General features: G+C 64.0%; 22 protein-coding genes and 1 riboswitch. Of the genes, 15 read left to right on the forward strand and 7 right to left on the reverse strand.

All coding sequences use genetic code 11. The features are described from left to right. Positions 1 to 68 precede the first annotated feature (68 nt). Positions 69 to 401 carry a DMT family transporter gene (locus tag SB756_RS15070; protein WP_008095055.1) on the reverse strand — a complete coding sequence of 111 codons (333 nt, stop codon included), beginning with the start codon at positions 399 to 401 and terminating at the stop codon, positions 69 to 71. An 87-nt stretch (positions 402 to 488) separates the two neighbouring features. On the opposite strand from SB756_RS15070, the gene SB756_RS15075 reads away from it, so the two are divergent. Further along, the gene (locus SB756_RS15075; RefSeq protein WP_410911041.1) at positions 489 to 1,379 is read left to right on the forward strand and encodes a LysR family transcriptional regulator; all 891 of its coding nucleotides are present in this window, start codon (positions 489 to 491) and stop codon (positions 1,377 to 1,379) included. Between the two features lie 11 nt (positions 1,380 to 1,390). Continuing rightward, positions 1,391 to 2,662, forward strand: coding sequence for a lipid IV(A) 3-deoxy-D-manno-octulosonic acid transferase (gene waaA / locus SB756_RS15080; protein WP_410911042.1), 1,272 nt, complete (start codon positions 1,391 to 1,393; stop codon positions 2,660 to 2,662). A gap of 52 nt (positions 2,663 to 2,714) precedes the next feature. Here the strand turns inward: waaA and SB756_RS15085 are convergent, their stop codons facing one another. Then, complete coding sequence (locus SB756_RS15085) at positions 2,715 to 4,151, reverse strand: TolC family outer membrane protein (RefSeq protein WP_410911043.1); 1,437 nt, start codon at positions 4,149 to 4,151, stop codon at positions 2,715 to 2,717. 160 nt (positions 4,152 to 4,311) lie between these two features. Next, a riboswitch (TPP riboswitch) is annotated at positions 4,312 to 4,418 on the forward strand. Positions 4,419 to 4,573: 155 nt separating this feature from the next. On the opposite strand from SB756_RS15085, the gene thiC reads away from it, so the two are divergent. Continuing rightward, positions 4,574 to 6,454: a phosphomethylpyrimidine synthase ThiC gene (thiC, locus tag SB756_RS15090; RefSeq protein ID WP_341796922.1), complete on the forward strand. Its 1,881-nt coding sequence runs from the start codon at positions 4,574 to 4,576 to the stop codon at positions 6,452 to 6,454. Positions 6,455 to 6,619: 165 nt separating this feature from the next. Beyond that, positions 6,620 to 7,903, forward strand: coding sequence for a putative hydroxymethylpyrimidine transporter CytX (gene cytX / locus SB756_RS15095; RefSeq protein WP_016501908.1), 1,284 nt, complete (start codon positions 6,620 to 6,622; stop codon positions 7,901 to 7,903). On the opposite strand, the gene SB756_RS15100 is transcribed toward cytX, so the two are convergent. Then, positions 7,872 to 8,618, reverse strand: a complete 747-nt coding sequence (locus tag SB756_RS15100) for an RsiV family protein (protein ID WP_043198160.1) — start codon at positions 8,616 to 8,618, stop codon at positions 7,872 to 7,874. The genes cytX and SB756_RS15100 overlap by 32 nt on opposite strands. Before the next feature lie 185 nt (positions 8,619 to 8,803). Between SB756_RS15100 and SB756_RS15105 the strand changes: the two genes are divergently transcribed. The 9 genes from SB756_RS15105 to SB756_RS15145 all read left to right on the forward strand — a co-directional run bounded on the left by SB756_RS15105 (position 8,804) and on the right by SB756_RS15145 (position 17,972). Then, positions 8,804 to 9,421, forward strand: coding sequence for an NUDIX domain-containing protein (locus SB756_RS15105; protein ID WP_341796921.1), 618 nt, complete (start codon positions 8,804 to 8,806; stop codon positions 9,419 to 9,421). After that, complete coding sequence (locus tag SB756_RS15110; protein ID WP_016501905.1) at positions 9,412 to 9,864, forward strand: DUF1249 domain-containing protein; 453 nt, start codon at positions 9,412 to 9,414, stop codon at positions 9,862 to 9,864. Before SB756_RS15105 ends, SB756_RS15110 begins: the two co-directional genes overlap by 10 nt. 1 nt (position 9,865) lies before the next feature. Beyond that, on the forward strand, positions 9,866 to 10,663 hold the full coding sequence (cpdA, locus tag SB756_RS15115; RefSeq protein WP_410911044.1) for a 3',5'-cyclic-AMP phosphodiesterase: 798 nt from the start codon (positions 9,866 to 9,868) through the stop codon (positions 10,661 to 10,663). A gap of 110 nt (positions 10,664 to 10,773) precedes the next feature. Further along, a complete protein-coding gene (locus SB756_RS15120) occupies positions 10,774 to 11,382 on the forward strand; it encodes a YqiA/YcfP family alpha/beta fold hydrolase (RefSeq protein WP_012274480.1) in 609 nt (202 codons plus the stop codon). A gap of 35 nt (positions 11,383 to 11,417) precedes the next feature. Further along, positions 11,418 to 13,322, forward strand: a complete 1,905-nt coding sequence (parE, locus tag SB756_RS15125) for a DNA topoisomerase IV subunit B (protein ID WP_410911045.1) — start codon at positions 11,418 to 11,420, stop codon at positions 13,320 to 13,322. Then, the gene (locus SB756_RS15130; protein ID WP_041167913.1) at positions 13,319 to 14,305 is read left to right on the forward strand and encodes an esterase-like activity of phytase family protein; all 987 of its coding nucleotides are present in this window, start codon (positions 13,319 to 13,321) and stop codon (positions 14,303 to 14,305) included. The genes parE and SB756_RS15130 overlap by 4 nt, the downstream gene beginning before the upstream one ends. Then, positions 14,302 to 14,820, forward strand: coding sequence for a TIGR02281 family clan AA aspartic protease (locus SB756_RS15135; RefSeq protein WP_410911046.1), 519 nt, complete (start codon positions 14,302 to 14,304; stop codon positions 14,818 to 14,820). Before SB756_RS15130 ends, SB756_RS15135 begins: the two co-directional genes overlap by 4 nt. A 10-nt stretch (positions 14,821 to 14,830) precedes the next feature. Next, positions 14,831 to 17,089: a DNA topoisomerase IV subunit A gene (gene parC, locus SB756_RS15140; protein ID WP_019471318.1), complete on the forward strand. Its 2,259-nt coding sequence runs from the start codon at positions 14,831 to 14,833 to the stop codon at positions 17,087 to 17,089. 172 nt (positions 17,090 to 17,261) lie between these two features. Beyond that, positions 17,262 to 17,972 carry a membrane integrity-associated transporter subunit PqiC gene (locus tag SB756_RS15145; RefSeq protein ID WP_063423446.1) on the forward strand — a complete coding sequence of 237 codons (711 nt, stop codon included), beginning with the start codon at positions 17,262 to 17,264 and terminating at the stop codon, positions 17,970 to 17,972. A 168-nt stretch (positions 17,973 to 18,140) separates the two neighbouring features. On the opposite strand, the gene SB756_RS15150 is transcribed toward SB756_RS15145, so the two are convergent. Then, a complete protein-coding gene (locus tag SB756_RS15150; RefSeq protein WP_258654178.1) occupies positions 18,141 to 19,598 on the reverse strand; it encodes an AhpA/YtjB family protein in 1,458 nt (485 codons plus the stop codon). A gap of 134 nt (positions 19,599 to 19,732) precedes the next feature. On the opposite strand from SB756_RS15150, the gene serB reads away from it, so the two are divergent. Further along, positions 19,733 to 20,947 carry a phosphoserine phosphatase SerB gene (serB, locus tag SB756_RS15155; RefSeq protein WP_341796917.1) on the forward strand — a complete coding sequence of 405 codons (1,215 nt, stop codon included), beginning with the start codon at positions 19,733 to 19,735 and terminating at the stop codon, positions 20,945 to 20,947. A gap of 299 nt (positions 20,948 to 21,246) precedes the next feature. Here the strand turns inward: serB and asd are convergent, their stop codons facing one another. Genes asd through SB756_RS15170 form a run of 3 tightly spaced genes read right to left on the reverse strand, consistent with a single transcriptional unit; the run spans position 21,247 to position 24,509 of the window. Next, on the reverse strand, positions 21,247 to 22,110 hold the full coding sequence (asd, locus tag SB756_RS15160) for an archaetidylserine decarboxylase (RefSeq protein WP_024717361.1): 864 nt from the start codon (positions 22,108 to 22,110) through the stop codon (positions 21,247 to 21,249). 9 nt (positions 22,111 to 22,119) lie between these two features. Next, positions 22,120 to 22,929: a rhodanese-like domain-containing protein gene (locus SB756_RS15165; RefSeq protein WP_341796915.1), complete on the reverse strand. Its 810-nt coding sequence runs from the start codon at positions 22,927 to 22,929 to the stop codon at positions 22,120 to 22,122. 44 nt (positions 22,930 to 22,973) lie between these two features. Continuing rightward, positions 22,974 to 24,509, reverse strand: coding sequence for an HDOD domain-containing protein (locus SB756_RS15170; RefSeq protein WP_341796914.1), 1,536 nt, complete (start codon positions 24,507 to 24,509; stop codon positions 22,974 to 22,976). A 130-nt stretch (positions 24,510 to 24,639) separates the two neighbouring features. Here SB756_RS15170 and motA point away from each other — a divergent pair, with 130 nt between their 5' ends. Continuing rightward, entirely contained in the window at positions 24,640 to 25,491 is an 852-nt protein-coding gene (gene motA, locus SB756_RS15175; RefSeq protein ID WP_016489455.1) for a flagellar motor stator protein MotA, read from the forward strand.

Genomic DNA, 25,491 nt, shown 5'->3' on the forward strand with positions numbered 1-25,491 from the left:
GCAGAGCCTGCAACTTCCACTATCCCTGTGGGAGCTGGCTGCCGGCGATGAGGCCCACACAGGTTGTCTCAATGCCCGGCTGTTTTGGAGAACAGCTGAATCACCACCACCCCACCCACAATCATGGCCATGCCCAGCATCGCCGGCACATCCAGCTTCTGCCCATAGATCACCAGCGCCGCCACACTGATCAGCACAATCCCCAGCCCCGACCAGATGGCATAGGCGATCCCCACCGGAATGCTGCGCACCACCAGGGTCAGCATCCAGAACGCAATGCCGTAGCCAACCACCATCAGCAGCAGGGGCAGTGGCGTGCTCAGGCCTTTCACTGCTTTCATGGAGGCAGTGGCGATAACTTCGGCGCAGATGGCGATGGCGAGATAGGTATAGGCATTCATGGCGGGGTCCTCTGGTAACTGGTCGGGCATTCTAGACCTTGCCCAGATGCGGTAAAGTCATTACCTATCAGATATGGGGATAGGATGATGGCTGAGCAATGGAACCTGGAGCAGCTGCGAATTTTTCTGCGCGTCGCCGAATTGCGCTCCTTTTCTGCCGTTGCCCGCGAACAACGCAAGGCTCAATCGGCTATCAGTAATGCCATCGCCCTGCTGGAAGCAGACCTGGGTGTCACGTTGTTCGAGCGCAGCAGCGGCCGGCAACCGAACCTGACCGAAAATGGCAGCGCGTTGTTGGAAGATGCCCGCGAACTGTTGCGTCAGTGCGAACACCTGGACGGCCGTGCCCTGGCCTTAATGCGCGGGCAGGAGGCCTTGCTGCGGGTTGCCCAGGACGAAGCCATGCCTTACCAGCCGGTGATCGACAGCCTGGACGAGCTGGCCAGCCGCTACCCGTTTCTGGAGGTGCAACTGGCCAGCGGTGCCCAGGGCGATGTGGCGCGCAAGCTGGTGGAGCGGCGCGCCGATCTGGGCCTGTTCTTCCACCACGAAAGCATCCCGGCATCGCTGGAGCGGCGGGCGCTGGGCAGTGTGGAGATGGTCACGGTTTGCGCAGTCGGCCACCCGCTGGCGGGCGAAGGCCGGGTCACCCGCCAGCAACTGGCGCGCCACCGGCAGTTGCTGATCACGCCACAACAAAGCGGTTACCCAGGCGGCGAGGCGATCAGCCCGCAGGTATGGCGTGCCGACAGCTTCTACGCCATGGCCGAACTGCTGATGCGCGGCCTGGGCTGGGCCTGGCTGCCGCGGCACGTGGTGCAGTACCCGACCTACCAGGCGCACATGGTCGAGCTCGATAGCGAGTGGCGCCCGCCGGCGCTGGTGGCGGAACTGGCCTGGCGCCGTGATGCGCCCCTGGGGCCGGCCGCGCAGTGGCTGGCCGAGCGCTTTGCGGTGCACCTGCGCGCGATCGGGTAAACTCCGGCGCCATGAACAGAACACTCTATACCTTGCTGTTTCACCTGGGCCTGCCGCTGGTTGCGCTGCGCCTGTACCTGCGCGCACGCAAGGCGCCTGCCTATGGGCAACGCATCGGCGAGCGCTTTGCTTGCAAGCTGCCGGCAATGCGCCAGGGCGGCATCTGGGTACATGCTGTGTCGGTTGGCGAGAGCATTGCTGCCGCGCCCATGGTGCGTGCCTTGCTCAAGGCCTACCCGGAATTGCCGATCACGCTTACCTGCATGACACCGACCGGTTCCGAGCGTATTCGCGCCATGTTCGCCGACGAACCACGCGTACAGCATTGCTACCTGCCCTACGATCTGCCGTGGGCGGCCGAGCGATTTCTCGACCATGTGCAGCCGAAGCTGGGCATCATCATGGAAACCGAGCTGTGGCCCAACCACATCCACCAGTGCGCCAAACGCGGAATTCCGGTGGCGCTGGCCAACGCGCGATTGTCCGAGCGTTCGGCACGCGGCTACGGGCGCTTTGCCAAACTGACTCGGCCGATGCTGGCGGAAATGAGCCTGATCGCCGTGCAGACCGAAACCGAGGCGCAACGCTTTCGTGACCTGGGCGCGCGCCCTGAGTGCGTGCAGGTCACCGGTTCGATCAAGTTCGACTTGCAGGTCGACGGGCAACTGTTGCCGCGAGCCAGGGCATTGCGTGAGCAATGGGGCGCCGAACAGCGCCCGGTGTGGATTGCCGCGAGTACCCATGACGGCGAGGATGCGCTGATTTTGCAGGCGCATCGGCAGATGTTGCAGGTGCATGGCGATGCCTTGCTGATCCTGGTGCCGCGCCATCCCGAGCGCTTCAATGCGGTGCATGCGCTGTGCAGCGAGCAATTCACCACCGTGCGCCGTTCTTCAGCAGCGCCGGTCGATGCGCAAACCCGCGTGTTGCTGGGCGACACCATGGGTGAGTTGCTGTTCCTGTATGCCCTGGCCGACATTGCCTTCGTCGGTGGTAGCCTGGTGCCGACCGGTGGGCACAATCCGTTGGAGCCTGCGGCGCTGGCCTTGCCGGTGCTGATGGGGCCGCATGTGTTCAACTTCCTCGAAATCAGCGCGATGCTGCGCGAGGCGGGTGCGTTGCAGCAGGTTGATGATGCTGACGGGCTGACCGGTGCGGTGCGCCGTCTGGTGGAACTGCCGCAGGACGCCCAGCGCATGGGCGAGGCGGGCAGGGCGGTGATGCGGGCCAATCAGGGCGCGTTGCAACGCTTGCTCGATGGCCTGGATGCGCTTATCCGCTGACTTTTGCACTGGCTTCTTCGCGGGCGAGCCCGCGAAGAATTCATCACCTAACTCAAGGGCGGCGCTCAAAGTTCTTGGCCGCTGCCGCAGCCAGGTCTGGCGGCAGGAAGTCCTTGTCCGGGTTGTAGTCCGGTTTCAGGTAACGCTTGAGGTCCTGCAGGTCTTGCGGGCTGAGGGTGCCGGCTGCCTGCTTCAGGCTCAGGTTGTCGAGGATGTAGTCATAGCGGCTGTTGTTGTAGTCGCGTACCGAGGTGTACAGCTGGCGTTGCGCGTCGAGTACGTCGACGATGTTGCGGGTACCCACCTGGTAACCGATTTCGGTGGCTTCCAGCGCGCTCTGGTTGGAGATGATCGACTGCTTGCGTGCTTGCACCTGTTCCACATCGGTGTTCACCGCGCGGTGCAGGTTGCGGGTGTTTTCCACCACTTGGCGGCGCAGGCTTTCACGTTGCTGCTCGCTCTGGCTCAGGCGCTGGTAGGCCTCGCGTACCTGCGAGCTGGTCAGGCCACCGCTGTAGATCGGGATGTTCAACTGCAGGCCAACGCTGGTCTGCTCGACGTCGCCACCGTAGCGCACGTTTTGCTGCGGCGCCGGGTTGGTAAAACCGAGGCTGTCGTTGTCACCCTTCTGGTACTTGGCCACTGCATCCAGGGTCGGCGCATGGCCGGCCTTGCGCTGGCGCAGGGTCTCTTCGGCGGCGGAAACCGCATAGTTGGTGGCCAGCAGGTTGAGGTTCTGGCGGCCGGCGGTTTCGACCCAGGCCTTGGCGTCGTTTGGCGTAGGTACCTGCACCGGCAGGGTATGCACCACGCCTTGAATCGAGGTGTATTCACGGTTGGTCAGGGTGACCAGCGCTTCAAAGGCATCCTGCACCTGGCGCTCGGCGATGATCCGGTTGGCGCGGGCCGTGTCATAGCTGGCCTGGGATTGCAGCACGTCGGTCTTGTCCGACAGGCCCACATCGAAGCGTTCGTTGGACTGGTCCAGCTGGCGCTTGAACGCGGCTTCCTCAGCCTTGGTAGCGGCCAGGTTGTCCTGTGCGCGCAGCACGGCGAAGTAGCTTTGCGCGGTTTGCAGGATCAGGTTCTGTTCAGTGGCCGACAGCTCCAGCGCTGCCTGTTCGTTGACCGCTTCGGCTGCCTGCAGCTGGAACCAGCGATCAGCGCGAAAGATTGGCTGGGCCAGGGTCGCGCTCCAGGAGTTGCCGCTGCGGTTGGAGGTGATGGAAGGCTCGTCCAGCTTGGTGCGGGTGTTCAGCATCTCGGCATCGGCCGAGAGGTTTGGCAGCAACCCGGCGCGGGCCTGCGGCACCACTTCGCGGCGGGCGCCATAATCGGCACGTGCCGCAGCCAGGTCGGCGTTGTTGTCTACCGCTTCCTGATAAACGCTGACCAGGTCGGTCTTGACTGTCGAGGGCACGTCCACTGCCCAGGCCACTCCGTTGGACGCACAAGACACGGCAATCGCCAGTGAGAGTTTGCGCAGCATAGAGGCAATCCTTGTACGAAATTTAATTACTGAACTGTTGAGTATCGAGTGACGGGCCAGTGTAGTGCCATGCGCCCCTGGCAACAATCGCCCGGTGTGCCTTTCATCAACCGCGCATTTACCCGCTTGGCTTTGCCGACCACTCCAGTCTAGACTGCGCATGTTCTTGTCGGGGTGCCTTGAAGCAAAGGCTGAGATCGCAGAGGTGCGGATCCCGTTGAACCTGATCAGGTTAGCGCCTGCGTAGGGAACAAGATTGCTCGCCTTCCCGGGGAGCCTCTTGTGCCAGGTCCGGGAATGTCGCAGCTGCATGCAGCTTCAGGCACCCCCATATCCGGCACTGCACTCGTCCATGGGTGCGTCCGCGCTTTTCAGGTTCTCCCCGACATTCCACTGCTAGGAAGCCGTCTGGAGAGCCTGTGATGACCAAACAAGAAAAAGCGATCAACCTCAGCGAATCGGCACAAGTCGATCAGCAGTCCGTGCAACCGTTCCCGCGCTCACGCAAGATTTATGTCGAAGGCTCGCGCCCGGACATCCGCGTGCCCATGCGTGAAATCAGCCTGGACGATACCCCGACCGATTTTGGCGGCGAAACCAACGCGCCGGTACTGGTCTACGACACGTCTGGCCCGTACACAGACCCCGACGTCATCATCGATGTACGCAAGGGCCTGGCCGATGTGCGCTCGGCCTGGATCGACGCCCGCGGTGACACCGAGCGCCTGGGCGGGCTCAGCTCCGACTTCGGCCAGCAGCGCCTGAACGACGCCGAACTGGCCAAGCTGCGTTTCGCCCACGTGCGCAACCCGCGCCGTGCCAAGGCTGGCGCCAACGTCTCGCAGATGCACTATGCCCGCCAGGGCATCATCACCGCCGAGATGGAATACGTCGCCATCCGCGAAAACATGAAGCTGCAAGAAGCCCGCGCCGCTGGCCTGCTGAACGAGCAGCACGCCGGCCACAGCTTCGGTGCCAACATCCCGAAAGAAATCACCCCCGAATTCGTCCGCCAGGAAATCGCCCGTGGCCGCGCGATCATTCCGGCCAACATCAACCACCCTGAAGTCGAGCCGATGATCATCGGCCGCAACTTCCTGGTGAAGATCAACGGCAACATCGGCAACAGCGCCCTGGGTTCCTCGATCGAGGAAGAAGTGGCCAAGCTGACCTGGGGCATCCGCTGGGGCTCGGACACGGTCATGGACCTGTCCACCGGCAAGCACATTCACGAAACCCGCGAGTGGATCATCCGCAACTCGCCGGTGCCGATTGGTACCGTGCCGATCTACCAGGCCCTGGAAAAGGTCAACGGCGTGGCCGAAGACCTGACCTGGGAGCTGTTCCGCGACACCCTGATCGAGCAGGCCGAGCAGGGCGTGGACTACTTCACCATCCATGCCGGTGTGCTGCTGCGCTATGTGCCGCTGACCGCCAAGCGCGTCACCGGCATCGTCAGCCGCGGTGGCTCGATCATGGCCAAGTGGTGCCTGGCGCACCACAAGGAAAACTTCCTGTACACGCACTTCGACGAGATCTGCGAAATCATGAAGGCCTACGACGTCAGCTTCTCGCTGGGTGACGGCCTGCGCCCCGGCTCGATCGCCGACGCCAACGACGCTGCGCAGTTCGGTGAGCTGGAAACCCTCGGCGAGCTGACCAAGATTGCCTGGAAGCACGACGTGCAGTGCATGATCGAAGGCCCGGGCCACGTGCCGATGCAGTTGATCAAGGAGAACATGGACAAGCAGCTGGAGTGCTGCGACGAGGCGCCGTTCTACACCCTCGGCCCGCTGACCACCGACATTGCCCCGGGCTATGACCACATCACCTCGGGCATTGGTGCGGCGATGATCGGCTGGTTCGGTTGCGCCATGCTCTGCTACGTCACGCCCAAGGAACACCTGGGCCTGCCGAACAAGGACGACGTCAAGACCGGCATCATCACCTACAAGATCGCCGCCCACGCCGCCGACCTTGCCAAGGGCCACCCGGGCGCGCAGATTCGCGACAACGCCCTGTCCAAGGCACGCTTCGAGTTCCGCTGGGAAGACCAGTTCAACCTCGGCCTGGACCCGGACACCGCCCGTGCCTTCCACGACGAGACCCTGCCGAAGGAATCGGCCAAGGTTGCGCACTTCTGCTCGATGTGCGGGCCCAAGTTCTGCTCGATGAAAATCACCCAGGAAGTGCGTGAGTACGCTGCCAAGATCGAGGCCGTGGATGTGACGGTCGAGCAAGGTATGCGTGAGCAGGCCGAGCGTTTCCGCCAGGAAGGCAGCCAGCTGTACCAGAAAGTGTAAGAACGCTGGGGCCGCTGTGCGGCCCCTTCGCGACACAAGGCCGCTCCCACAGGGACCGCACAAGGTTTAAGGCCTGCGCGGCCCCTGTGGGAGCGGCCTTGCGTCGCGATTCGAGGACGAAGTCCTCGCCAAGAACACCAACAACATTGCCGGCGAGCGCCAACCATGACATCACCCAGCCAGTTCTCCCCCGACCACCCGGTCCCCACCCACCAGCGCATCTTCGGCGCCCGCGACCTGTTCTCGTTGTGGTTCTCCCTTGGCATCGGCCTGATGGTGCTGCAAGTCGGCGCCATGCTGGCGCCAGGCCTTGGCCTGGCTGGCGCGGTGCTGGCCATCGCCCTGGGCACCGGGGTCGGGGTGTTGTTGCTGGGCGCCGCCGGTGTCATCGGCAGCGACACCGGTCTTTCGGCCATGGGCACCCTGAAGCTCAGCCTGGGCAGCCATGGCGCGCGCTTGCCGGCTGTGCTCAACCTGCTGCAACTGGTAGGTTGGGGCGCATTTGAGATCATCGTCATGCGCGATGCCGCCAGCCTGCTGGGCGCGCGGGCGTTCGGCGAGGACAGTGCCTGGAACAGCCCGATGCTCTGGACCCTGTGTTTTGGAGCCCTGGCCACCTTGCTGGCCGTCAGCGGGCCGCTGGCCTTCGTACGCAAGGTGCTGCGCGCCTGGGGTATCTGGGTGCTGCTGGGGGCTTGCCTGTGGCTGACCTGGAATCTGTTCGCCAAGGCCGACCTGGCTGAACTGTGGGGCCGCGCCGGTGACGGTTCGATGTCGCTGGCCGTGGGCTTCGACATCGTCATCGCCATGCCGCTGTCCTGGCTGCCGCTGATCGCCGACTATTCGCGCTTCGCCCGCAACGGCAAGCACGTGTTCGGCGGCACGGTCATTGGCTATTTCATCGGCAACACCTGGCTGATGAGCCTGGGCGTGGCCTACACCCTGGCCTTCGCTGCCAGTGGCGAGGTCAATGCCCTGCTGCTGGCCCTGGCCGGCGCCGGCATGGGCATTCCGTTGCTGCTCATTCTGCTGGACGAGTCGGAAAAGGCCTTCGCCGACATCCACTCGGCAGCGGTTTCCACCGGCGTGCTGGTGCCTGTGAAGGTCGAGCACCTGGCGCTCGCCATCGGCGTGCTGTGCACCCTGATCGCCCTGCTGGCGCCACTGGCCCAGTACGAGAACTTCCTGCTGCTGATCGGTTCGGTGTTCGCGCCGCTGTTCGGCGTGGTGTTGATGGACCACTACGTGGTTCGTCGTCGCCGCTTGCCGGCACAGGTCGGCGGCTTGCACTGGCAGGCGCTGGTGGCCTGGTTTGCGGGGGTGGCAGTCTACCACCTGATTGCCGCGCAGGCACCGGAACTGGGGGCTACCCTGCCAGCATTGCTGCTGGCAGGTGTGCTGCATGGGTTACTGAGCCTTAGCCGCGGCCGGGAAACAGTTCAGGCTTGAGTACGCCATTCAGGCGTGGGTAGGGGATCTTCAGTTCCACGTGGCCCATGGAATAGGGCGCGATGGCATAGACCTCGTACTTGACCACTACTGCGCCGTACGTCAGGGCGATGTGCGGCGACTTCTTGAACGGCCAGGTTTTGACGAACTCGGCGTCCTTGTCCATGCCCACGCTCATCAGCCAGGCGCGGTGCGACTCCTCGACGGTTTTCCAGAAGGTGTCCTCCTGGCCTGGCACCAGCATGTCCTGCAGGGTCAGCACCTTGTCCAGCTTGCGCGAATAGTTGATGAAGCCGCGCCCAGGCATGCCGTGGGCGCCACCGCTGTCCAGGTAGCTGGACAACTCGATGATCACCAGCCCGTCATGCTGCTCGCGTACCTTGGCTTGCAGATAACTGCTGTTACGTTTGTCGGCACTGGCCAGGTATTGCTGTTCGTAGGCCTGCAAGGTGCTTGGCGCGGTGCCATGCTGATTGTCTTCGGTCAGTTGCAGCAGGCGTTTTTCGACGATGCCGTCGAGCGCGGGCAGGGCCGGGAAGTGGACCATGTCGATGTTCACCAGCGGGCAGTCGCTTTCGCTGCAGCCGGGTTTGACATGCTCCCAGGCGTCGCGCTTGACCTCGAGCGGGGCCCGGTAGTTGGGCGTGAACAGGCTCTGGCAGGCGCCCAGAGCGAGTGCCAGCACGGCCACGGAAGTCAGTTTGACAAGTGTCATGATGATCCTTGCAGAACAGGGAAAAGTCGGCCTTTGACCGTCTGCGCGGCCTTCAGTTCGCCACTAAGCTAACAGAGTGAAGACGCGCTGTCCCGAGTGTGCGAACGGTTGGCGGAAAGGGGTGAAACGCGAAAGCGTGCAGAGTAGGATGGCGCGAAGCGGTAATTGAGGTAACGAGGATTTCCATGTCAGACACGTTGAATTCGGTGCCCAAGGCGGTCGAGATCGTCAAGCGGGCCAACTGCTTCCAGGGCTTCTACAAGCTCGACAAGGTGCACCTGCGCCACGAGCTGTTTGCCGGGGGTATGGGCCGCGAGATCAGCCGCGAACTGTTTGTGCGCCATGATGCGGTGTGTGTGCTGCCTTACGACCCGTTGCGCGACGAAGTGGTGCTGATCGAGCAGTTCCGCGTCGGCGCACTGGACAAGGTCGCCAACCCCTGGCTGATCGAGATGGTTGCCGGGCTGATCGACAAGGATGAGCAACCCGAGGAAGTCGCCCACCGCGAAGCCGAGGAAGAAGCCGGCCTGACGTTCAGCGCCCTGTGGCCGATGACCCGCTACTTCCCGTCGCCGGGCGGCAGTGACGAGTACGTTCACCTGTTCCTTGGTCGTTGCAGCAGCAAGGGCGCGGGCGGGCTGCATGGCCTGGAAGAAGAGGGCGAAGACATCCGCGTGCGCGTGTGGTCGTTCGAGGATGCCCTGCAGGCGGTGCGCGACGGGCGCATCTGCAACGCGGCGACTATCATCGGCTTGCAATGGCTGGCGCTGAACCGTGACGAAGTACGAGGTATGTGGAAGTGAACCTGCTGCGCGAGCGCTATCGAGTCGACCTGGTCGGGCTGCAGGCTGCCTGCGAGGCCAACTACGCCCGGCTGATGCGCCTGTTGCCCGATATGCGTACCACCCAGAGCTCGCGCCGCATCGGCATGACCCAGGGCGACCAGATGCTCGGCGTGCTGGTACTGGACGTGGTGCTGGCCTGCCCTTACACCACCACCCTGCACGTGCGTCAGGAGCACAGCTTGCCGTGGCTGCCGGTGCCGCACCTGGAAGTGCAGGTTTACCACGATGCGCGCATGGCCGAAGTGGTCAGTGCCGAACATACCCGGCGCCTGCGCAGTATTTACCCGTATCCGAATGAGGCCATGCACCAGCCGGACGAAAAGGCCCAGCTCAACCTGTTCCTCGGTGAATGGCTGAGCCACTGCCTGGCTTGTGGCCACGAACTGGCAAGCGTCCGCTGACATGTACCCAGACAACACGCGCCCTGTTCATGTGGTGCAACTGACCGACGCCCATCTTTTCGCCGACCCGGCCGGCAGCATGCTGGGGCTTAATACCCGTGACAGCCTGCGCCATGTGGTGGCCCAGGTGCGGCGCGAGCAACCGCTTGTCGACTTGCTGTTGTGCACGGGTGATCTTTCCCAGGACGCCAGCGTTGCTTCATATGAAGCGTTCCGGGATCTGACTGCGTCGTTTGCAGTGCCCACCCGCTGGTTGCCGGGCAACCACGACGAGGCCCGGGTCATGGCCGAAGTGGCCCCGGAGCTGGTGCAAGCAGTCACCGATGTTGGCGCCTGGCGTATTGTCATGCTCAACACGGCGGTGCATGGCGCGACACATGGTCTGCTGGAGCGTGACCAACTGGCAGTGCTGGAAGCCGCCTTGAAAGAGGCGGGCGAACGGCATTGCCTGGTGTGTTTCCACCATCAGCCGGTGGACATCGGCTGCGCCTGGATCGCGCCGATAGGCTTGCGCAATGCCCAGGCCCTGTTCGATACCATCGAGGCTTATCCACAGGTGCGGGCGTTGCTGTGGGGGCATGTGCATCAGGAATGGGACGAGCTGCGCGAGGGCCGGCGCCTGCTGGCCACGCCTTCGACCTGTATTCAGTTCGCGGCAGGCAGCGAAGACTTCAAGGTGAGCGAGGAGCAGCCCGGGTACCGCTGGTTGCGCCTGCACGCCGACGGGCGGTTGGAAACCGGAGTGGAGCGGGCCACGGACTTTGAGGTGAGACTCGACTTCGATAGCCCAGGTTATTGAAGAAATTGTTGCGAAACCCGTGACACTGCGTCAAAACCCGGCGAACGCGCTACACTGCGCGTCCCTGCGCCCGCATCATCAGGCGCGAAGCCACAGATTCCGGGGGCAGCATGTCGGGTTCCATCCTCTATATCCATGGCTTCAACAGCTCGCCGCTTTCGACCAAGGCGCGCCAGCTCGAAGCCGTGATGCAGCAACTGGGCCTGTCGGCCCAGCTACGTGTGCCCGCCTTGCATCACCACCCGCGGCAGGCTATCGCCCAGCTTGAAGCTGCCATCGCCGAACTGGGCGCGCCATTGCTGGTGGGCAGTTCGCTCGGCGGCTACTATGCGACCCATCTGGCCGAGCGCCATGGCCTCAAGGCCCTGTTGGTGAACCCTGCGGTAACGCCACACAAGCATTTTGACGGGTACCTGGGCACTCAGCGCAATCACTACAGCGGTGAAACCTGGGAACTGACCCATGATCACGTACAGGCCCTGGCCGAGCTGGAAGTGCCGGCCCCGGTAGATGCCAGCCGCTATCAAGTGTGGCTGCAGACGGCCGATGAAACCCTGGACTATCGCCACGCCGAGCGCTATTACCGTGCATGTGCCCTGCGTATACAGGCTGGCGGCGACCACAGTTTCCAGGGCTTCGCCGAGCGCCTGCCGGCTCTGCTGGCTTTTGCCGGCATTGCTCGCGGGCAGTATGCGGCGCTCGATTTTTCTGTATTTTGACTTTTTTGCACTCACCAGACTGACGAAGAGACCCTATGGCCAATCCCAGCGCTAGCGCCTATAACGCAGACGCCATCGAAGTCCTCTCGGGCCTTGACCCGGTCCGCAAGCGGCCGGGCATGTACACCGATACCAGCCGCCCCAACCACCTGGCCCAGGAAGTCATCGACAACAGTGTCGACGAAGCCCTGGCCGGCCACGCCCGTTCGGTGCAGGTCATCCTGCATGCCGACCACTCGCTGGAAGTCAGCGACGATGGCCGTGGCATGCCAGTGGACATCCACCCGGAAGAAGGCGTGTCCGGGGTCGAGCTGATCCTTACCAAGCTGCACGCCGGCGGCAAGTTCTCCAACAAGAACTACCAGTTCTCCGGCGGTTTGCACGGTGTGGGTATCTCGGTGGTCAACGCCCTGTCGACCCAGGTGCGCGTGCGCGTCAAGCGTGACGGCAACGAATACCAGATGTCCTTCGCCGATGGCTTCAAGGCCAGCGAGCTGGAAGTGGTCGGCTCGGTCGGCAAGCGCAACACTGGCACCAGCGTCTACTTCAGCCCCGACCCCAAGTACTTCGACTCGCCCAAGTTCTCCATCAGCCGCCTCAAGCATGTGCTCAAGGCCAAGGCCGTGCTGTGCCCGGGCCTGCTGGTCAGCTTCGAGGACAAGGCCAGTGGCGAGAAGGTCGAGTGGCACTACGAAGACGGCCTGCGTTCCTACCTGGTCGATGCGGTCAGCGAGTTCCAGCGCCTGCCTGACGAGCCGTTCTGCGGCAGCCTGGCGGGCAACAAGGAGGCCGCAGACTGGGCCTTGCTGTGGTTGCCAGAAGGCGGCGACAGCGTCCAGGAAAGCTACGTCAACCTGATCCCCACCGCTCAGGGCGGCACCCATGTCAACGGCCTGCGTCAGGGCCTGCTGGATGCCATGCGCGAGTTCTGCGAGTTCCGCAATCTGCTGCCGCGCGGTGTGAAGCTGGCGCCTGAAGACATCTGGGAGCGCATCTCTTTCGTGCTCTCGATGAAAATGCAGGAGCCGCAGTTCTCCGGGCAGACCAAGGAGCGCCTGTCCTCGCGCGAGGCGGCTGCCTTTGTTTCCGGCGTGGTCAAGGACGCCTTCAGCCTGTGGCTGAACGCCCACCCCGAGCTGGGCATGCAACTGGCCGAGCTGGCCATCAGCAACGCCGGGCGTCGCCTCAAGGCCAGCAAGAAGGTCGAGCGCAAGCGCATCACCCAAGGCCCGGCGCTGCCTGGCAAGCTGGCCGATTGCGCCGGCCAGGACCCGATGCGTGCCGAGCTGTTCCTGGTCGAGGGTGACTCGGCGGGTGGCTCGGCCAAGCAGGCACGGGACAAGGAGTACCAGGCGATCCTGCCGCTGCGCGGCAAGATCCTCAACACCTGGGAAGTGGACGGTGGCGAAGTCCTGGCCAGCCAGGAGGTGCACAACATCGCCGTGGCCATCGGTGTCGACCCGGGTGCCACAGACCTGGCGCAACTGCGCTACGGCAAAGTCTGCATCCTTGCCGACGCCGACTCCGACGGCCTGCACATCGCCACGCTGCTGTGCGCGCTGTTCGTCCAGCACTTCCGCGCGCTGGTGGAGGCCGGGCATGTGTACGTGGCCATGCCGCCGCTGTACCGCATCGACCTGGGCAAGGAAATCTACTACGCCCTCGACGAAGCCGAGCGTGACGGCATCCTCGACCGCCTGGTGGCCGAGAAGAAACGCGGCAAACCGCAGGTCACCCGCTTCAAGGGCCTGGGTGAAATGAACCCGCCGCAACTGCGTGAAACCACCATGGACCCGAACACCCGGCGCCTGGTGCAGCTGACCCTGGACGACGTTGAGGCCACCTGCGAACTGATGGACAAGCTGCTGGCCAAGAAGCGCGCCGGTGACCGCAAGAACTGGCTGGAGACCAAAGGCAACCTGGCCGAGGTCATGGTTTGATTCGGCAAGTACTTGCCGTTTGCCTTGCGCTGGTTACCTTGCCTGCCCTGGCGGGTAACTGGCCGGAGCTGAAGCTCAGTGCCGAGCACCCGATCGACGGCATGCGTGGTGGCAACCTGTCTGGCCTGGTGGAATGCCGGGGCGGGCTGTGGGGCGTGTCCGACCGCGACGACGACCGCATCTACCGCTTCGACCAGCAAAAACCGACCTGGCGCGCGCAACCGCTGACCTTTACCCCGCCACCGCCGCCGGAAAGCGGCCTGCCGTGGGGCCTCAAGTCGCGCAATTGGGCGGCGTCGTACATTCGCGGGGGCGAGCTGGATTTCGAAGGCATCACCTGTGACCAGGCGGGTAACCTGTACCTGGCCAGCGAAGCCCATGCCGCCGTGTTGCAATTACCGCTGGAAGGCGAGCCGGACTGGCTGAAGATCGACCCGGCCATGGTGCGTCAGGCCCGTGCCAGCGGCATGCTGCTGAACTTCAATGCTTTGTTCGAGGGCTTGGCGATCAACCCTGCGGGCGATCGCCTGTGGCTGGCCGCAGAACGCGAGCGCCGTGGCCTGGTGGCCATCGAGCGCCAGCAATCGGTGTGGACTTGCGGGCGCAGCTGTGTGCTGCTGAGCGAGGCCGGGGTGGAGATGCAGCCGGCGCAAATGCCCAATGCCCGGGCACTGTCGCGCGATTTTGCCGACCTGGCCTGGTTCGAGGGCAAGCTGTTCACACTCGAACGCAATGCCTACCGGGTCTGCCGGCGTGATACCGACAGCGGCAAAGTAGAACGCTGCTGGTCGTTTGCTGCCGACGCCTTGGTCGAGGCCCGCCGTTACCCGCAACCGTTCGGCCTGGCCGAAGCCCTTGTGATCGATGCCAAGGGCGCCTGGATCGGCCTGGACAACAACAACGGCGCCCGCGCCGATGGCGAAACGCGCCCGATCGTCTGGCGCTTTGATGCACCGGAAGGTGGCTGGAGCGCCAAGTCATGAGCCAGGCGCCGGGCAAACGGGCGGGCAGGGTGCTGATGGTCCTCGCCTGGGCGGCCGCGATGTTCCTTGCCACGCGCTTTTTCGGCCAGTGGGAAGACAATAAGCGCAACCCCAATGCCCAGGTGCAATCCGAACACGGCGAGGGCTTTGTCGAAGTGCGCCTGCTGGGCAACGGCCAGGGCCACTTCATGGTGGATGGCGCCATCAACGGCCAGGCGGTGCATTTCATGCTCGACACCGGCGCCACCGATGTGGCGATCCCCGAGGTGTTGGCCCGTGACCTGAACCTTGAGCGCGGCAGCCCGGTGGTGCTCAGCACCGCCAATGGCCGCGCCGAAGGCTACCGCACGCGCCTGGCCAGCCTGCAGCTGGGCGATATCCGGCTGCAGGACGTACGCGCCACCGTGGTGCCGGGCCTGGACGGGCCCATCGTACTGCTGGGCATGAGTGCCCTGAAACAACTTGAATTTACCCAGCGCGGCGGCACCATGCTGTTGCGCCAGAACCTGAAATGACGAGGCCCGCATGAGCGACTCACTGGAACTCAGCCTGGACGGCGTCGAACGCCGCTCGCTGGCTGACTTCACCGAACAGGCCTACCTCAACTATTCCATGTACGTGATCATGGACCGCGCCTTGCCGCACATCGGCGACGGCCTGAAGCCGGTGCAGCGACGCATCGTCTATGCCATGAGCGAGTTGGGGCTGGATGCCGATGCCAAGCACAAGAAGTCGGCGCGTACCGTCGGTGACGTGCTCGGCAAGTTCCATCCCCATGGCGACTCGGCCTGCTACGAGGCCATGGTGCTGATGGCGCAGCCGTTCAGCTACCGCTATACCCTGGTCGACGGCCAGGGTAACTGGGGTGCGCCGGACGATCCGAAGTCGTTCGCCGCCATGCGTTATACCGAGGCGCGTTTGTCGCGCTACGCCGAAGTGCTGCTCAGCGAAGTTGGCCAAGGCACCGTGGACTGGGTACCGAACTTTGACGGTACCCTGCAGGAGCCGGCCGTGCTGCCGGCGCGCCTGCCCAACATCCTGCTCAACGGGACCACCGGTATCGCCGTGGGCATGGCGACCGACGTGCCGCCGCACAACCTGCGTGAAGTGGCCAGCGCCTGCGTGCGCCTGCTCGACGAGCCCAAGGCCACCATCGAGCAATTGTGTGAGCACATCCAGGGGCCGGATTACCCGACCGAGGCGGAAATCATCACGCCACGGGCAGAAATCCTCAAGATGTACGAAAGCGGCCGCGGCTCGATCCGCATGCGTGCCGTTTACCGCGTCGAGGATGGCGACATCGTAGTGACTGCGCTGCCGCACCAGGTCTCCGGGGCCAAGGTGCTGGAGCAGATCGCCGCACAGATGCAGGCCAAGAAGCTGCCGATGGTTGCCGACCTGCGTGACGAATCCGACCATGAGAACCCGTGCCGCATCGTCATCATCCCGCGCTCCAACCGTGTGGATGCCGACGAACTGATGCAGCACCTGTTCGCCACCACCGACCTGGAGAGCAGCTACCGGGTCAACGTCAATATCATTGGCCTGGACGGCCGCCCGCAGTTGAAGAACCTGCGTGCGATATTGGTGGAGTGGCTGGAGTTTCGCACCAACACTGTTCGCCGCCGGTTGCAGCATCGCCTGGACAAGGTGGAGCGGCGCCTGCACCTGCTGGATGGTTTGCTCACCGCATTCCTCAACCTGGATGAAGTGATCCACATCATCCGTACCGAGGAGCACCCCAAGCAGGCCCTGATTGCCCGGTTCGAGCTGAGCGAAATCCAGGCCGAGTACATCCTCGAGACCCGTCTGCGTCAGCTGGCGCGCCTGGAAGAGATGAAGATCCGCGGCGAGCAGGACGAACTGCTCAAGGAACAGGCCAAGCTGCAGGCGCTGCTGGGCAGCGAGGCCAAACTGCGCAAGCTGGTGCGCAGCGAACTGATCAAGGATGCCGAAACCTACGGCGACGCGCGCCGTTCGCCAATCGTCGAGCGCGTCGAAGCCAAGGCCCTGTCTGAAAACGAGCTGATGCCGACCGAGCCGGTCACCGTGGTGCTGTCGGAGAAGGGCTGGGTGCGTTGCGCCAAAGGCCACGACATCGACGCCACCGGCTTGTCGTACAAGGCCGGCGATGGCTTCAAGGCCGCCGCAGCCGGGCGTTCCAACCAGTTTGCCGTGCTCATCGACTCTACGGGGCGCAGTTATTCGGTGGCGGCTCACAGCTTGCCCTCGGCACGTGGTCAGGGCGAGCCGCTGACCGGCCGCCTGACGCCACCCCCAGGCGCCACCTTCGAGTGTGTGCTGTTGCCGGAGGACGACGCGCTGTACGTGGTTGCCTCGGATGCGGGCTACGGCTTCGTGGTCAAGGGTGAGGACTTGCAGGCCAAGAACAAGGCCGGCAAGGGTTTGCTCAGCCTGCCCAACGGTGCCAAGGTCATGACCCCACGCCCGGTGGCCAATCGCGAGCAGGACTGGCTGGCAGCGGTGACCACCGAAGGCCGCCTGCTGGTGTTCAAGGTCAGCGATTTGCCGCAGTTGGGCAAGGGCAAGGGCAACAAGATCATTGGCGTGCCGGGCGACCGGGTAGCCAGCCGTGAAGAATTTGTCACCGATCTGGCCGTGATTGCCGAAGGCGCGACCCTTGTATTGCAAGCAGGCAAGCGTACCCTGTCTCTGAAAGCGGACGATCTTGAGCACTACAAGGGCGAGCGCGGACGGCGAGGCAGCAAGCTGCCACGCGGCTTCCAGCGCGTCGATGGGTTGCAGGTGGAAGTGCCGGCGTAACGGGCAGAAATGTCTGGAACGGCAATTTCAGCGCCGTTCCGGGCAGAAATGCTGGAGTCGGACGGTTATTTCGCGGATGATATGGCCCTTGCGGTGCCGGCGTGGCCGTGTGCCCGTTTGAATCTACATGTATCACTGCGGTGTGCCTTATGGCGGCCGCCTGGATGGGATGATGAAATTTCTGCGCCTTCCATTTGCGCTGTTGATGACTGGCCTGCTGGGCCTTGGCGGGTGCACCATGCATCAGCCGGTTGCCCTGTATCAGCTCGACAGTGGTGATCCTGGCCAGCCGTCGCAGAGTGCGGGCATGGCCGTGGTACTCGGCCCGGTATCGGTAGCCGATTACCTTCAGCGTGAAACGTTCCTGCAGCGTCAAGCCGACGGCAGCCTGAGCGCGGCGACTGACGGCCGCTGGGCGGGTAGCCTTTCGTCGGATATCGACCAGCTGCTGGTGCGTCAACTTGCCTGGCGCCTGGACAGCCAGCGCGTGGTGCTGGCGCCGGCGACCGCTGGCTTCAGCCCGGACGTGCAGGTGCTGTTGTCGATCACGCGCCTGGACTCAGGCAAAAACCAGCCGGCCATCCTGGATGCCCAGTGGCGTCTGCTGGATCGCCGTGGCCATGTGCGTGACAACCGTATCGTTCACCTCGAGCAGCCGCACGAGGGCAGCGAGTCGTCGCAAGTTCAGGCCCAGGGTCAACTGCTTCAGAAGCTGGCCGAACAGCTGAGCACTGCGGTCAAGCCGCTGGCCAACCAGCCGGCGATTGCCGAAGAAGCACCGAAAAAGCCCGCTGCACCGGTGCAGGTCAAAAAGGGGCCGGAGAAATCCAAGATTCCGATGGCCTCGCCGATTCGCACCGACATGGAAGTTTATCGGTTCTGATCGAACTGACACCCACAAAAAAGCCCGCATTTGTTGCGGGCTTTTTTGTACCTAAAGGATAGATGCGGCCTTTGTGGGAGCGGGCGTGCCCGCGAACACCGGCGCAGCCGGTGCCATGCACCGCGGCGCCTGATTCGCGGGCGCGCCCGCTCCCACAGGGAGAAACTATCAGGCGCGGCGCTCGTGCATGCGCGCCAGCTGGCGCTCCAGCATCGACGGGTAAGGCTCCATCAAACGCTCCACACAGCAGGCACCCTCAGGGCTGGCAATCGGGCGAATGCGGGCACGCTGGCGAATCAGCGCGTCATCGCTGATCTGCCGCTCCACCAGCAACAGGTTGCGGCTGTGCTGCGACAGCGCCAGGGCATCCTGGACCTTTTCGGCCATCAGCAAGTCCACCAGCTCCAGCCCTTGCAGGTCGTTGCCCAGGACCAGGCCCAGTTGCAGCTGAAGGGTGATGCCGCTGTCGGCCACTTCGATCTGCAGGGCATGGCCCAGGGCGCGCAGCAGCTCGCCGCAGCAGATGGCGTTGGTCAGGTAGTCCTCGCCACAGTCGCGGCTGTGGAACAGCACCAGGGTGCTGCCGTCGTTGAGCGTGTGGGTTTCACCGTCGTAGAGCGAGGCAGCATGCTCCAGGCAATCGCGGTAGCGGTCAGTCAGCTCGGTCAGGCGTGTACGCGGCAGGCGGCGCAGTTGTTCCTGTGAGCCCAGTTGCACGGCAAGTACGGCGCTGTACTGCGGCTCGTCAGATTCGACCGGGGCGGCTTTGGGCGCACTGTCGTCGTCCAGCAAACCGGCAAAGGCTTCGTCGTCATCGTCCTCGGCCAATGCGGCAACCTTGGGGCGCGGGGCTGCCTTGGGAGCCGGCGCTGCGTCGTGGAAGTCGTCGAAATGCTCGTCGTCCTCTTCCTCCAGCTCTGGCTCCGGTGGCGGCGGCGGGGCCAGGCGCGCGTGCAGCTGGCGGGCGATGTCGCCGATCTCGTCCTGGCGGTCGGTGGCCGGGGTATAGGGCTGGGGGTCTCGCAGCCACACCCGCAACTGCAGCAGCGGCAGGGTGATATAGCGGCCCTGTCGCAGGCTCAGGCTGAGGGCCAGGGCCAGCAGGATTGCCGCCATGATGCCCATGCTCTGCAGGCTGATCAGCATCGGCTGCTGGAACTGGCTCATGTCCAGGCTGATGCGCAGTTGCCCGGCCGTCACGTCCTGGAAGGTGATCTTGGTCTGGTACAGGCCCTCTGCCTCGCCCAGCAGGCTGTTGCGCGGGCGCTGGCCGGCCTCGGCGAGGATGCGGTTGTCCACGCTGTAGATGGCCGCGTGGGCCACCAGCGGGTTTTTCACCAGGTTGCCCAGCAGCACGTTGAGACTGAGGATGTCGTTAGACACCAGCAGCTCGGTCGCCGAGGTGGCGGTCTGGGTGGTCAGGCTCTGGCCAAGGGCATCAGCCTGCTCGTGCATGGCCTGCTTGAACTGCAGGCCCATCACGCAGGCATAGATCACCAGCGCCAGCGCGACCAGGAAGATGTTGGTGCAAGCGATGCGCAATGCCAGCGGCACGCGACGTTGACTCAGGGCACGATAGATCATCAGGAAGAAATTGTCTGGTTTGACGGGCGTGGGCCGGTTCACTGAGCTCGGCTCTTAATGGCAGAAAGTGTGGGGCAGTATAGCGACCCGGGTTTTGTCGGCAAAGTATCGTTGGCGCCCGATGGTCACGGAAAATCGGTAGAATGCGCATTTTTCATCGAAGTCGGAGCCAGGTTGTGCGCGAAATCGTCCTGATCAACATCACCGGTGAGGACCGTCCCGGTCTCACTGCGGCTATCACCGGCGTCCTGCTGCAGGGCGGTGTGAGCATCCTCGACATCGGCCTGGCGGTCATGCACGGCACTTTGTCGTTCGGTATCCTGGTCGACATCCCGGACAACGAAGTGGCTACCGCCCTGCTGCAAGGCGTGCAGGCCAAGGCCCACGAACTGAACCTGCAGGCCCGCTACACGCCGATTTCCGAGGCGGACTACCAGCACTGGGCTGACGGCCAGGGCGAGGCGCGCCACATCGTCACCCTGCTCAGCCGCAAGATCACCCCAGAGCAACTGCAGCGGGTGAGTGCGGTGATCAGCCAGTACGGCCTGACCATCGAGCGTATCGAGCGTCTGTCGGCGCGTGTGGCGCTGGATGCCGAAACCGACAAGGGCAAAGCGGCCATCGAAATCTCCGTGCGCGGCGCGCCGAGCGATGCCCAGGCCCTGCGTGCCGACTTCTTTGCCCTGGCCGAAGCGCTGAGCATCGACATCGCCTTCCAGAAGGACGACCTGTTCCGCCGCAACCGCCGCCTGGCGGTGTTCGATATGGACTCGACGCTGATCGAAGCCGAAGTCATCGACGAACTGGCCAAGGCGGCCGGCGTGGGTGAGCAGGTGGCGGCAATCACCGAGCGCGCCATGCGCGGTGAGCTGGACTTCCGCGCCAGCTTCAAGGAGCGCATGGCGCTGCTCAAGGGCCTGGATGTGGGTGTGCTGGACGAAATCGGTGCCTCGCTGCGCCTGACCGAAGGTGCCGAAAACCTGTTCGCAGAGCTCAAGCGCCTGGGTTACAAGACCGCGATCCTGTCCGGTGGCTTTACCTACTTTGCCCGCCAGGTGCAGGCGCGCCTGGGTATCGACTATGTGTTCGCCAACGAGCTGGAAGTAGTCGACGGCAAGGTGACTGGTGTGGCTGTCGAGCCGATCGTCGATGCCCAGCGCAAGGCCGAGCTGCTGCAACAGCTGGCCAGTGAAGAAGGCTTGCAGCTGGAGCAGACCATCGCCGTGGGTGATGGCGCCAACGACCTGCCGATGCTGTCGCTCGCCGGCCTGGGCGTAGCGTTCCGCGCCAAGCCGCTGGTGCGCCAGTCGGCCAAGCAGGCGATTTCCACCCTGGGGCTGGATGGCGTGCTGTACCTGTTGGGCCTGCGCGACCGCGACGCCCGCGGCTAGTTTGCCGTCTAGTCTGCAGCGCGTGTGAAATCGAGCGCCGCCCGCGCGGCGCTTCGCAGCACAAGGCTGCTCCTGCATCTGTTTCTGACCAGTCAAGCCTGTACCAGCGCACGCGACCGCCTTGTTTGTCCCACGCGACATCGAGGCGGACGCCAAGGCACCGCGCGCCTTCCCCTCAGAAATCATTGGCCTGAAACAAATGTAGGAGCAGCCTTGTGCTGCGAAGCGCCGCGCGGGCGGCGCTCGATCTCACAGGCGCTGGAGAACCCCCGCCGATCACCTCGAAGCAAAAACCACGGTCAAGCCTGTGCAGGCGCCGCCAGCAGCTGCCCCATGCGCACTGCAGAACCAGCGCCCAGGTTCTCAGCCCACTTCACCTGCTCCGGCCCGAACAGCACGATGGCGGTCGAGCCCAGCTTGAAGCGGCCCAGCTCGGCACCTTTCTCCAGGTGGATCGGCGCGCGGCTGGCTTCGTCGTAACGGAAGGTCTTCAGCTCACGCTTGGGCGGCGTCACCAGTCCGGCCCACACGGTTTCGATCGAGGCGACGATCATCGCACCCACCAGCACCACGGCCATCGGCCCACGCTCGGTGTCGAACAGGCAGACCACGCGCTCGTTGCGGGCGAACAGCTCGGGAACGTTCTCTGCGGTGGTCTGGTTGACCGAGAACAGGCGCCCCGGCACATAGACCATTTCGCGCAGGGTGCCGGCCAGCGGCATGTGCACGCGGTGGTAGTCCTTGGGCGACAGGTAGATGGTGGCAAACTCGCCGCCCATGAACGGCGCTGCCATGGCCGGGTCACCGCCCAGCAGCTCCTGCGCGCTGAAGCCGTGGCCCTTGGCCTGGAAGATGCGGCCGTGCTCGATCGGGCCGAGCTGGCTGACGGCACCGTCGGCCGGGCACAGGATGGCGCCCGGGGTTTCGTCCAGCGGGCGGGCACCCGGTTTCAGGGCGCGGGTGAAAAACGCATTGAAGTGCTCGTAGGCGCTCAAGTCCTCGACCAGCGCTTCAGACATGTTTACCTGGTAGCGCTTGGCGAACCAGGCGGTAAAGGCATTCTTGAACCAGCGCACGCGGCACTCGGCGATGCAGCCGGCCAGCCGCGACAGCAGGTGGTGCGGCAGCAGGTACTGGCTGATGATGAACAAACGGGATTTCATGCAGGTTCCTTAAACTTCTACAGGCGTGTCCGGGTGGTTGCCCCATTCGCTCCACGAGCCGGCGTAGGCCTTGACGCGTGGGTAGCCGAGGGCCTTGGCCACCAGATAAGTGAAGCCGGAGCGGCGGTGGGTCTGGCAGTGGGTGATCACTTCCTTGTCAGGGGTGATGCCCAGTTGCTCGAGGACATTTTTGATGTCTTGGCGAATGCGCAAGTGGTCGTTGAGGTCCATGCCGGCGGTCCACTCGAAGTTGATCGCGCCGGGAATGTGCCCGCCCTTGGCAGCCAATACCTTCTCGCCGCTGAATTCCTGCGGGCCGCGGGCGTCCCAGATGACCAGGTCATCGGCGCCCAGGCGGCTTTGCAGGTACTCGCGGGTGGCGGTGGGGGCGTTGTCGATACGCAGGTGCACCGGGCTGTTGACGCTGGCGGGCACGTCGGTGGACAGGGTGTCAGCCGGCCAGGCCTGGATACCGCCATTGAGGTAGTGATAGGCCTTGTGACCAATCACGTCGAGCAGCCAGATGAAGCGCCCGGCCCAGCCCCCGCCTTCATCGTCATACACCACATAGACGGCGTCGTCGCGGTGGCCGAGTTCGCTGAACAGTTTTTCCAGCTCGCCCAGGGACGGCAGCAGGCCCGGCGCTGGAGGCTGGCCAAGCTGGGTACGCTTGCCTTCGACAAAGCGAGCGCCGGGGATATGCCCGCTGACATAGCGGTTGGCACTGCTCAGGTCGACCAGGATCAACTGTGGCGAACCCAGGCGTGGCAGCAGGTCCGCGGCTTCGATCACCAGGGGCAGGCCGGAAAAGTCAGTCATCCACGGTCTCCAGTGTGGAAAGAGGGGCGATTGTAGCGCAAGGCTCAGCCCTTGCGGTTGGCAAACACCGACAGTGCCCGCTCGGTGCATTGCGCGGTCTTGCCGAAGGCCTGAACGCTGATGTCGGCCAAGGGCCGGCAGCCCTGGTCGGCCACCATCAGCATCAGCACCTGATCGTTCACCGCCAGCGAGCGCAGCAGCACGTGCTCGCTGCGGAACAGCGCACGCAGCGGGGCAGGCAGCAGGGCCGAAAACTGGCTGTGGTTTTCCGGGGTAATGCGCAGTTGCCCGGCCTGGGCCATCAGCTTTTGCAGCAGTTTGTTTTGCGACACCTGCAGGGCCAGGGCCGCGGCCTCTTTGGGCAAGCCGGCGGTCTGCTGCACGCGCAGGTAGTCGCTGGCCTTGTCCAGGCTCAGCAGCATAAGGCGCTGCATGCCGCAGGCCAGCAGGGCTTCGCGGGCCTGGGTGGCGAGGTGCACGGTATTGGTGAACGGGCTGGGCTGGGCCAGCAGGTCCTGGCACAGCTTTCGCCAACGCGCCAGGTCGTCGCTGCTGGGCGGGGGCGGGGCCAGCATGTCCGGGTGCGGGCGGCGCTGGTGCCAGGGCCAGATCAGTGCTTCAGCCGGGTGGAACAGGGCATGCCTGGCGTGGCGGCGGGCACTGGCGGCAGCTTGTTGGTGCACTTGCTGCTGCACGTCTTCCAGCGAGGTCTGCAGGTACAGCGCCGTCAGCAGTTGCCAGCGCAGCAGGTGCGGGTTGTCCCAGCCCACCTGCGCCGCCAGCGCAAGGTTGTTGGCCAGCAGCACGGTGTTGGCCGGCTGGTTGAACCAGCGGCGCAGGCCGGGCTCGGCATCCAGGCGGTGCTGCTGGCTGAGCAGGTCTTCGTCGCGGGCGATGCTCAGCACCTGGGCCAGCTGTTCGCGTTCTTCCAGCAGCAGGCGGTAACCCTGGGTTACCCACTGCGGCAGGCGCCAGTACTCCGCCATGGTCTGGCACAGCGCCATGATTCGCACGCCAAACAGCTCTTCCTCTACCTGGGCGGCGTCCTCGCCCTTGTGGATAACCCGCAGCTCCCAGGTATCGAGCAGCTTGGGGTAGACCAGTGCCAGCGGCCAAAGTGGTGACAGGAACAGCAGGCTGCCCCAGTGGATTTCCTGCCACAGCCGTGCCAGGCGGCTGGCGAACAGGCCGCTGGCCTGCTGCGAGGCGTGCTGGCTGATCAGCTGGAACTGGCTGAGCACGGGCGGGATTTCTTCGACCGGCAGCGAGGGCAGGCGCTTGAGCAGTTGCTCACTGCGCTCCAGGCCCAGGCGGTTGAGGGCGACCTCCAGGCTTTCGGCTGGCTCGGCCTGGCTGGCGTTGGTGGGGTGATTGGCTTCGCGCATCACCGATAGCACCAGTGCCGGGCTATCCTGCATCAGTTCGGCGATGTCGCGCAGCGAGCGGCGGCTATCGTGGATGGCAGCCATGACCCGGTCGTAGCTGTGCTTCGGCACGGGGATGCGAACACTCTCTAGCAGCTTTACCCAGGCTTCTAGCGTACGCGGGGCCTGAGCGGGCACCTTGGTTTCAATTGGCATTTTGACATCAGTCCGAACTGGCTTTTCGCATTGAGTGGCTATAGTCTGGCGCAGTTCTGCCGATAAGTAGAAGAAGAGTTTTAAAGCTCCCGTCTCTTCCCCTGACCACGACAGCAAGTGCTTTGAACCTATGGCTAAAATTATCGGCATCATCGTCGTATTCGCGAGCGTGCTCGGCGGCTACGTGCTCTCCCACGGCAAGATCGCAGCGCTGATCCAGCCGTTCGAAGTACTGATCATCGGCGGTGCAGCCTTTGGTGCATTCCTGCAGGCCAACCCTGGCCACATGACCATGCACGTCATCAAGAAGTCGATGAAGATGTTCGGCTCGCGCTTCACCCATGCCTACTACCTGGAGGTACTGGGCCTGGTGTACGAGATCCTCAACAAGAGCCGTCGCGAAGGCATGATGGCCATCGAGGCTGACATCGAAGACGCCGCCGCCAGCCCGATCTTCGCCAAGTACCCGACGGTACTGGCCGATGAGCGCATGACCGCGTTTGTCTGCGACTACCTGCGCATCATGTCCACCGGCAACATGGCCCCGCACGAACTCGAGGGCCTGTTCGACATGGAGCTGCTGAGCATGAAGGAAGAGCTGGAGCACCCGTCCCATGCGGTGACCGGCATCGCTGACGGCATGCCTGGTTTCGGTATCGTCGCGGCGGTACTGGGTATTGTGGTGACCATGGCCTCGCTGGGCGAGGGTGACCAGGCGGCCATCGGCATGCACGTGGGTGCGGCGCTGGTGGGTACCTTCTTCGGTATCCTCGCTGCCTACGGCTTCTTCGGCCCGTTGGCCAAGTGCCTGGAGCACGATGCCAAGGAAGAGCTGAACCTCTACGAATCGATCAAGGCTTCGCTGGTTGCCTCGGCCTCGGGCATGCCACCTTCGCTGGCCGTGGAGTTCGGGCGCAAGGTGCTGTACCCCATGCATCGCCCAAGTTTTGCCGAGCTGGAACAAGCGGTTCGCGGTCGCTGA

It is taken from the genome of Pseudomonas sp. SIMBA_068 (genome assembly GCF_046534705.1).
GTDB lineage: Bacteria > Pseudomonadota > Gammaproteobacteria > Pseudomonadales > Pseudomonadaceae > Aquipseudomonas > Aquipseudomonas putida.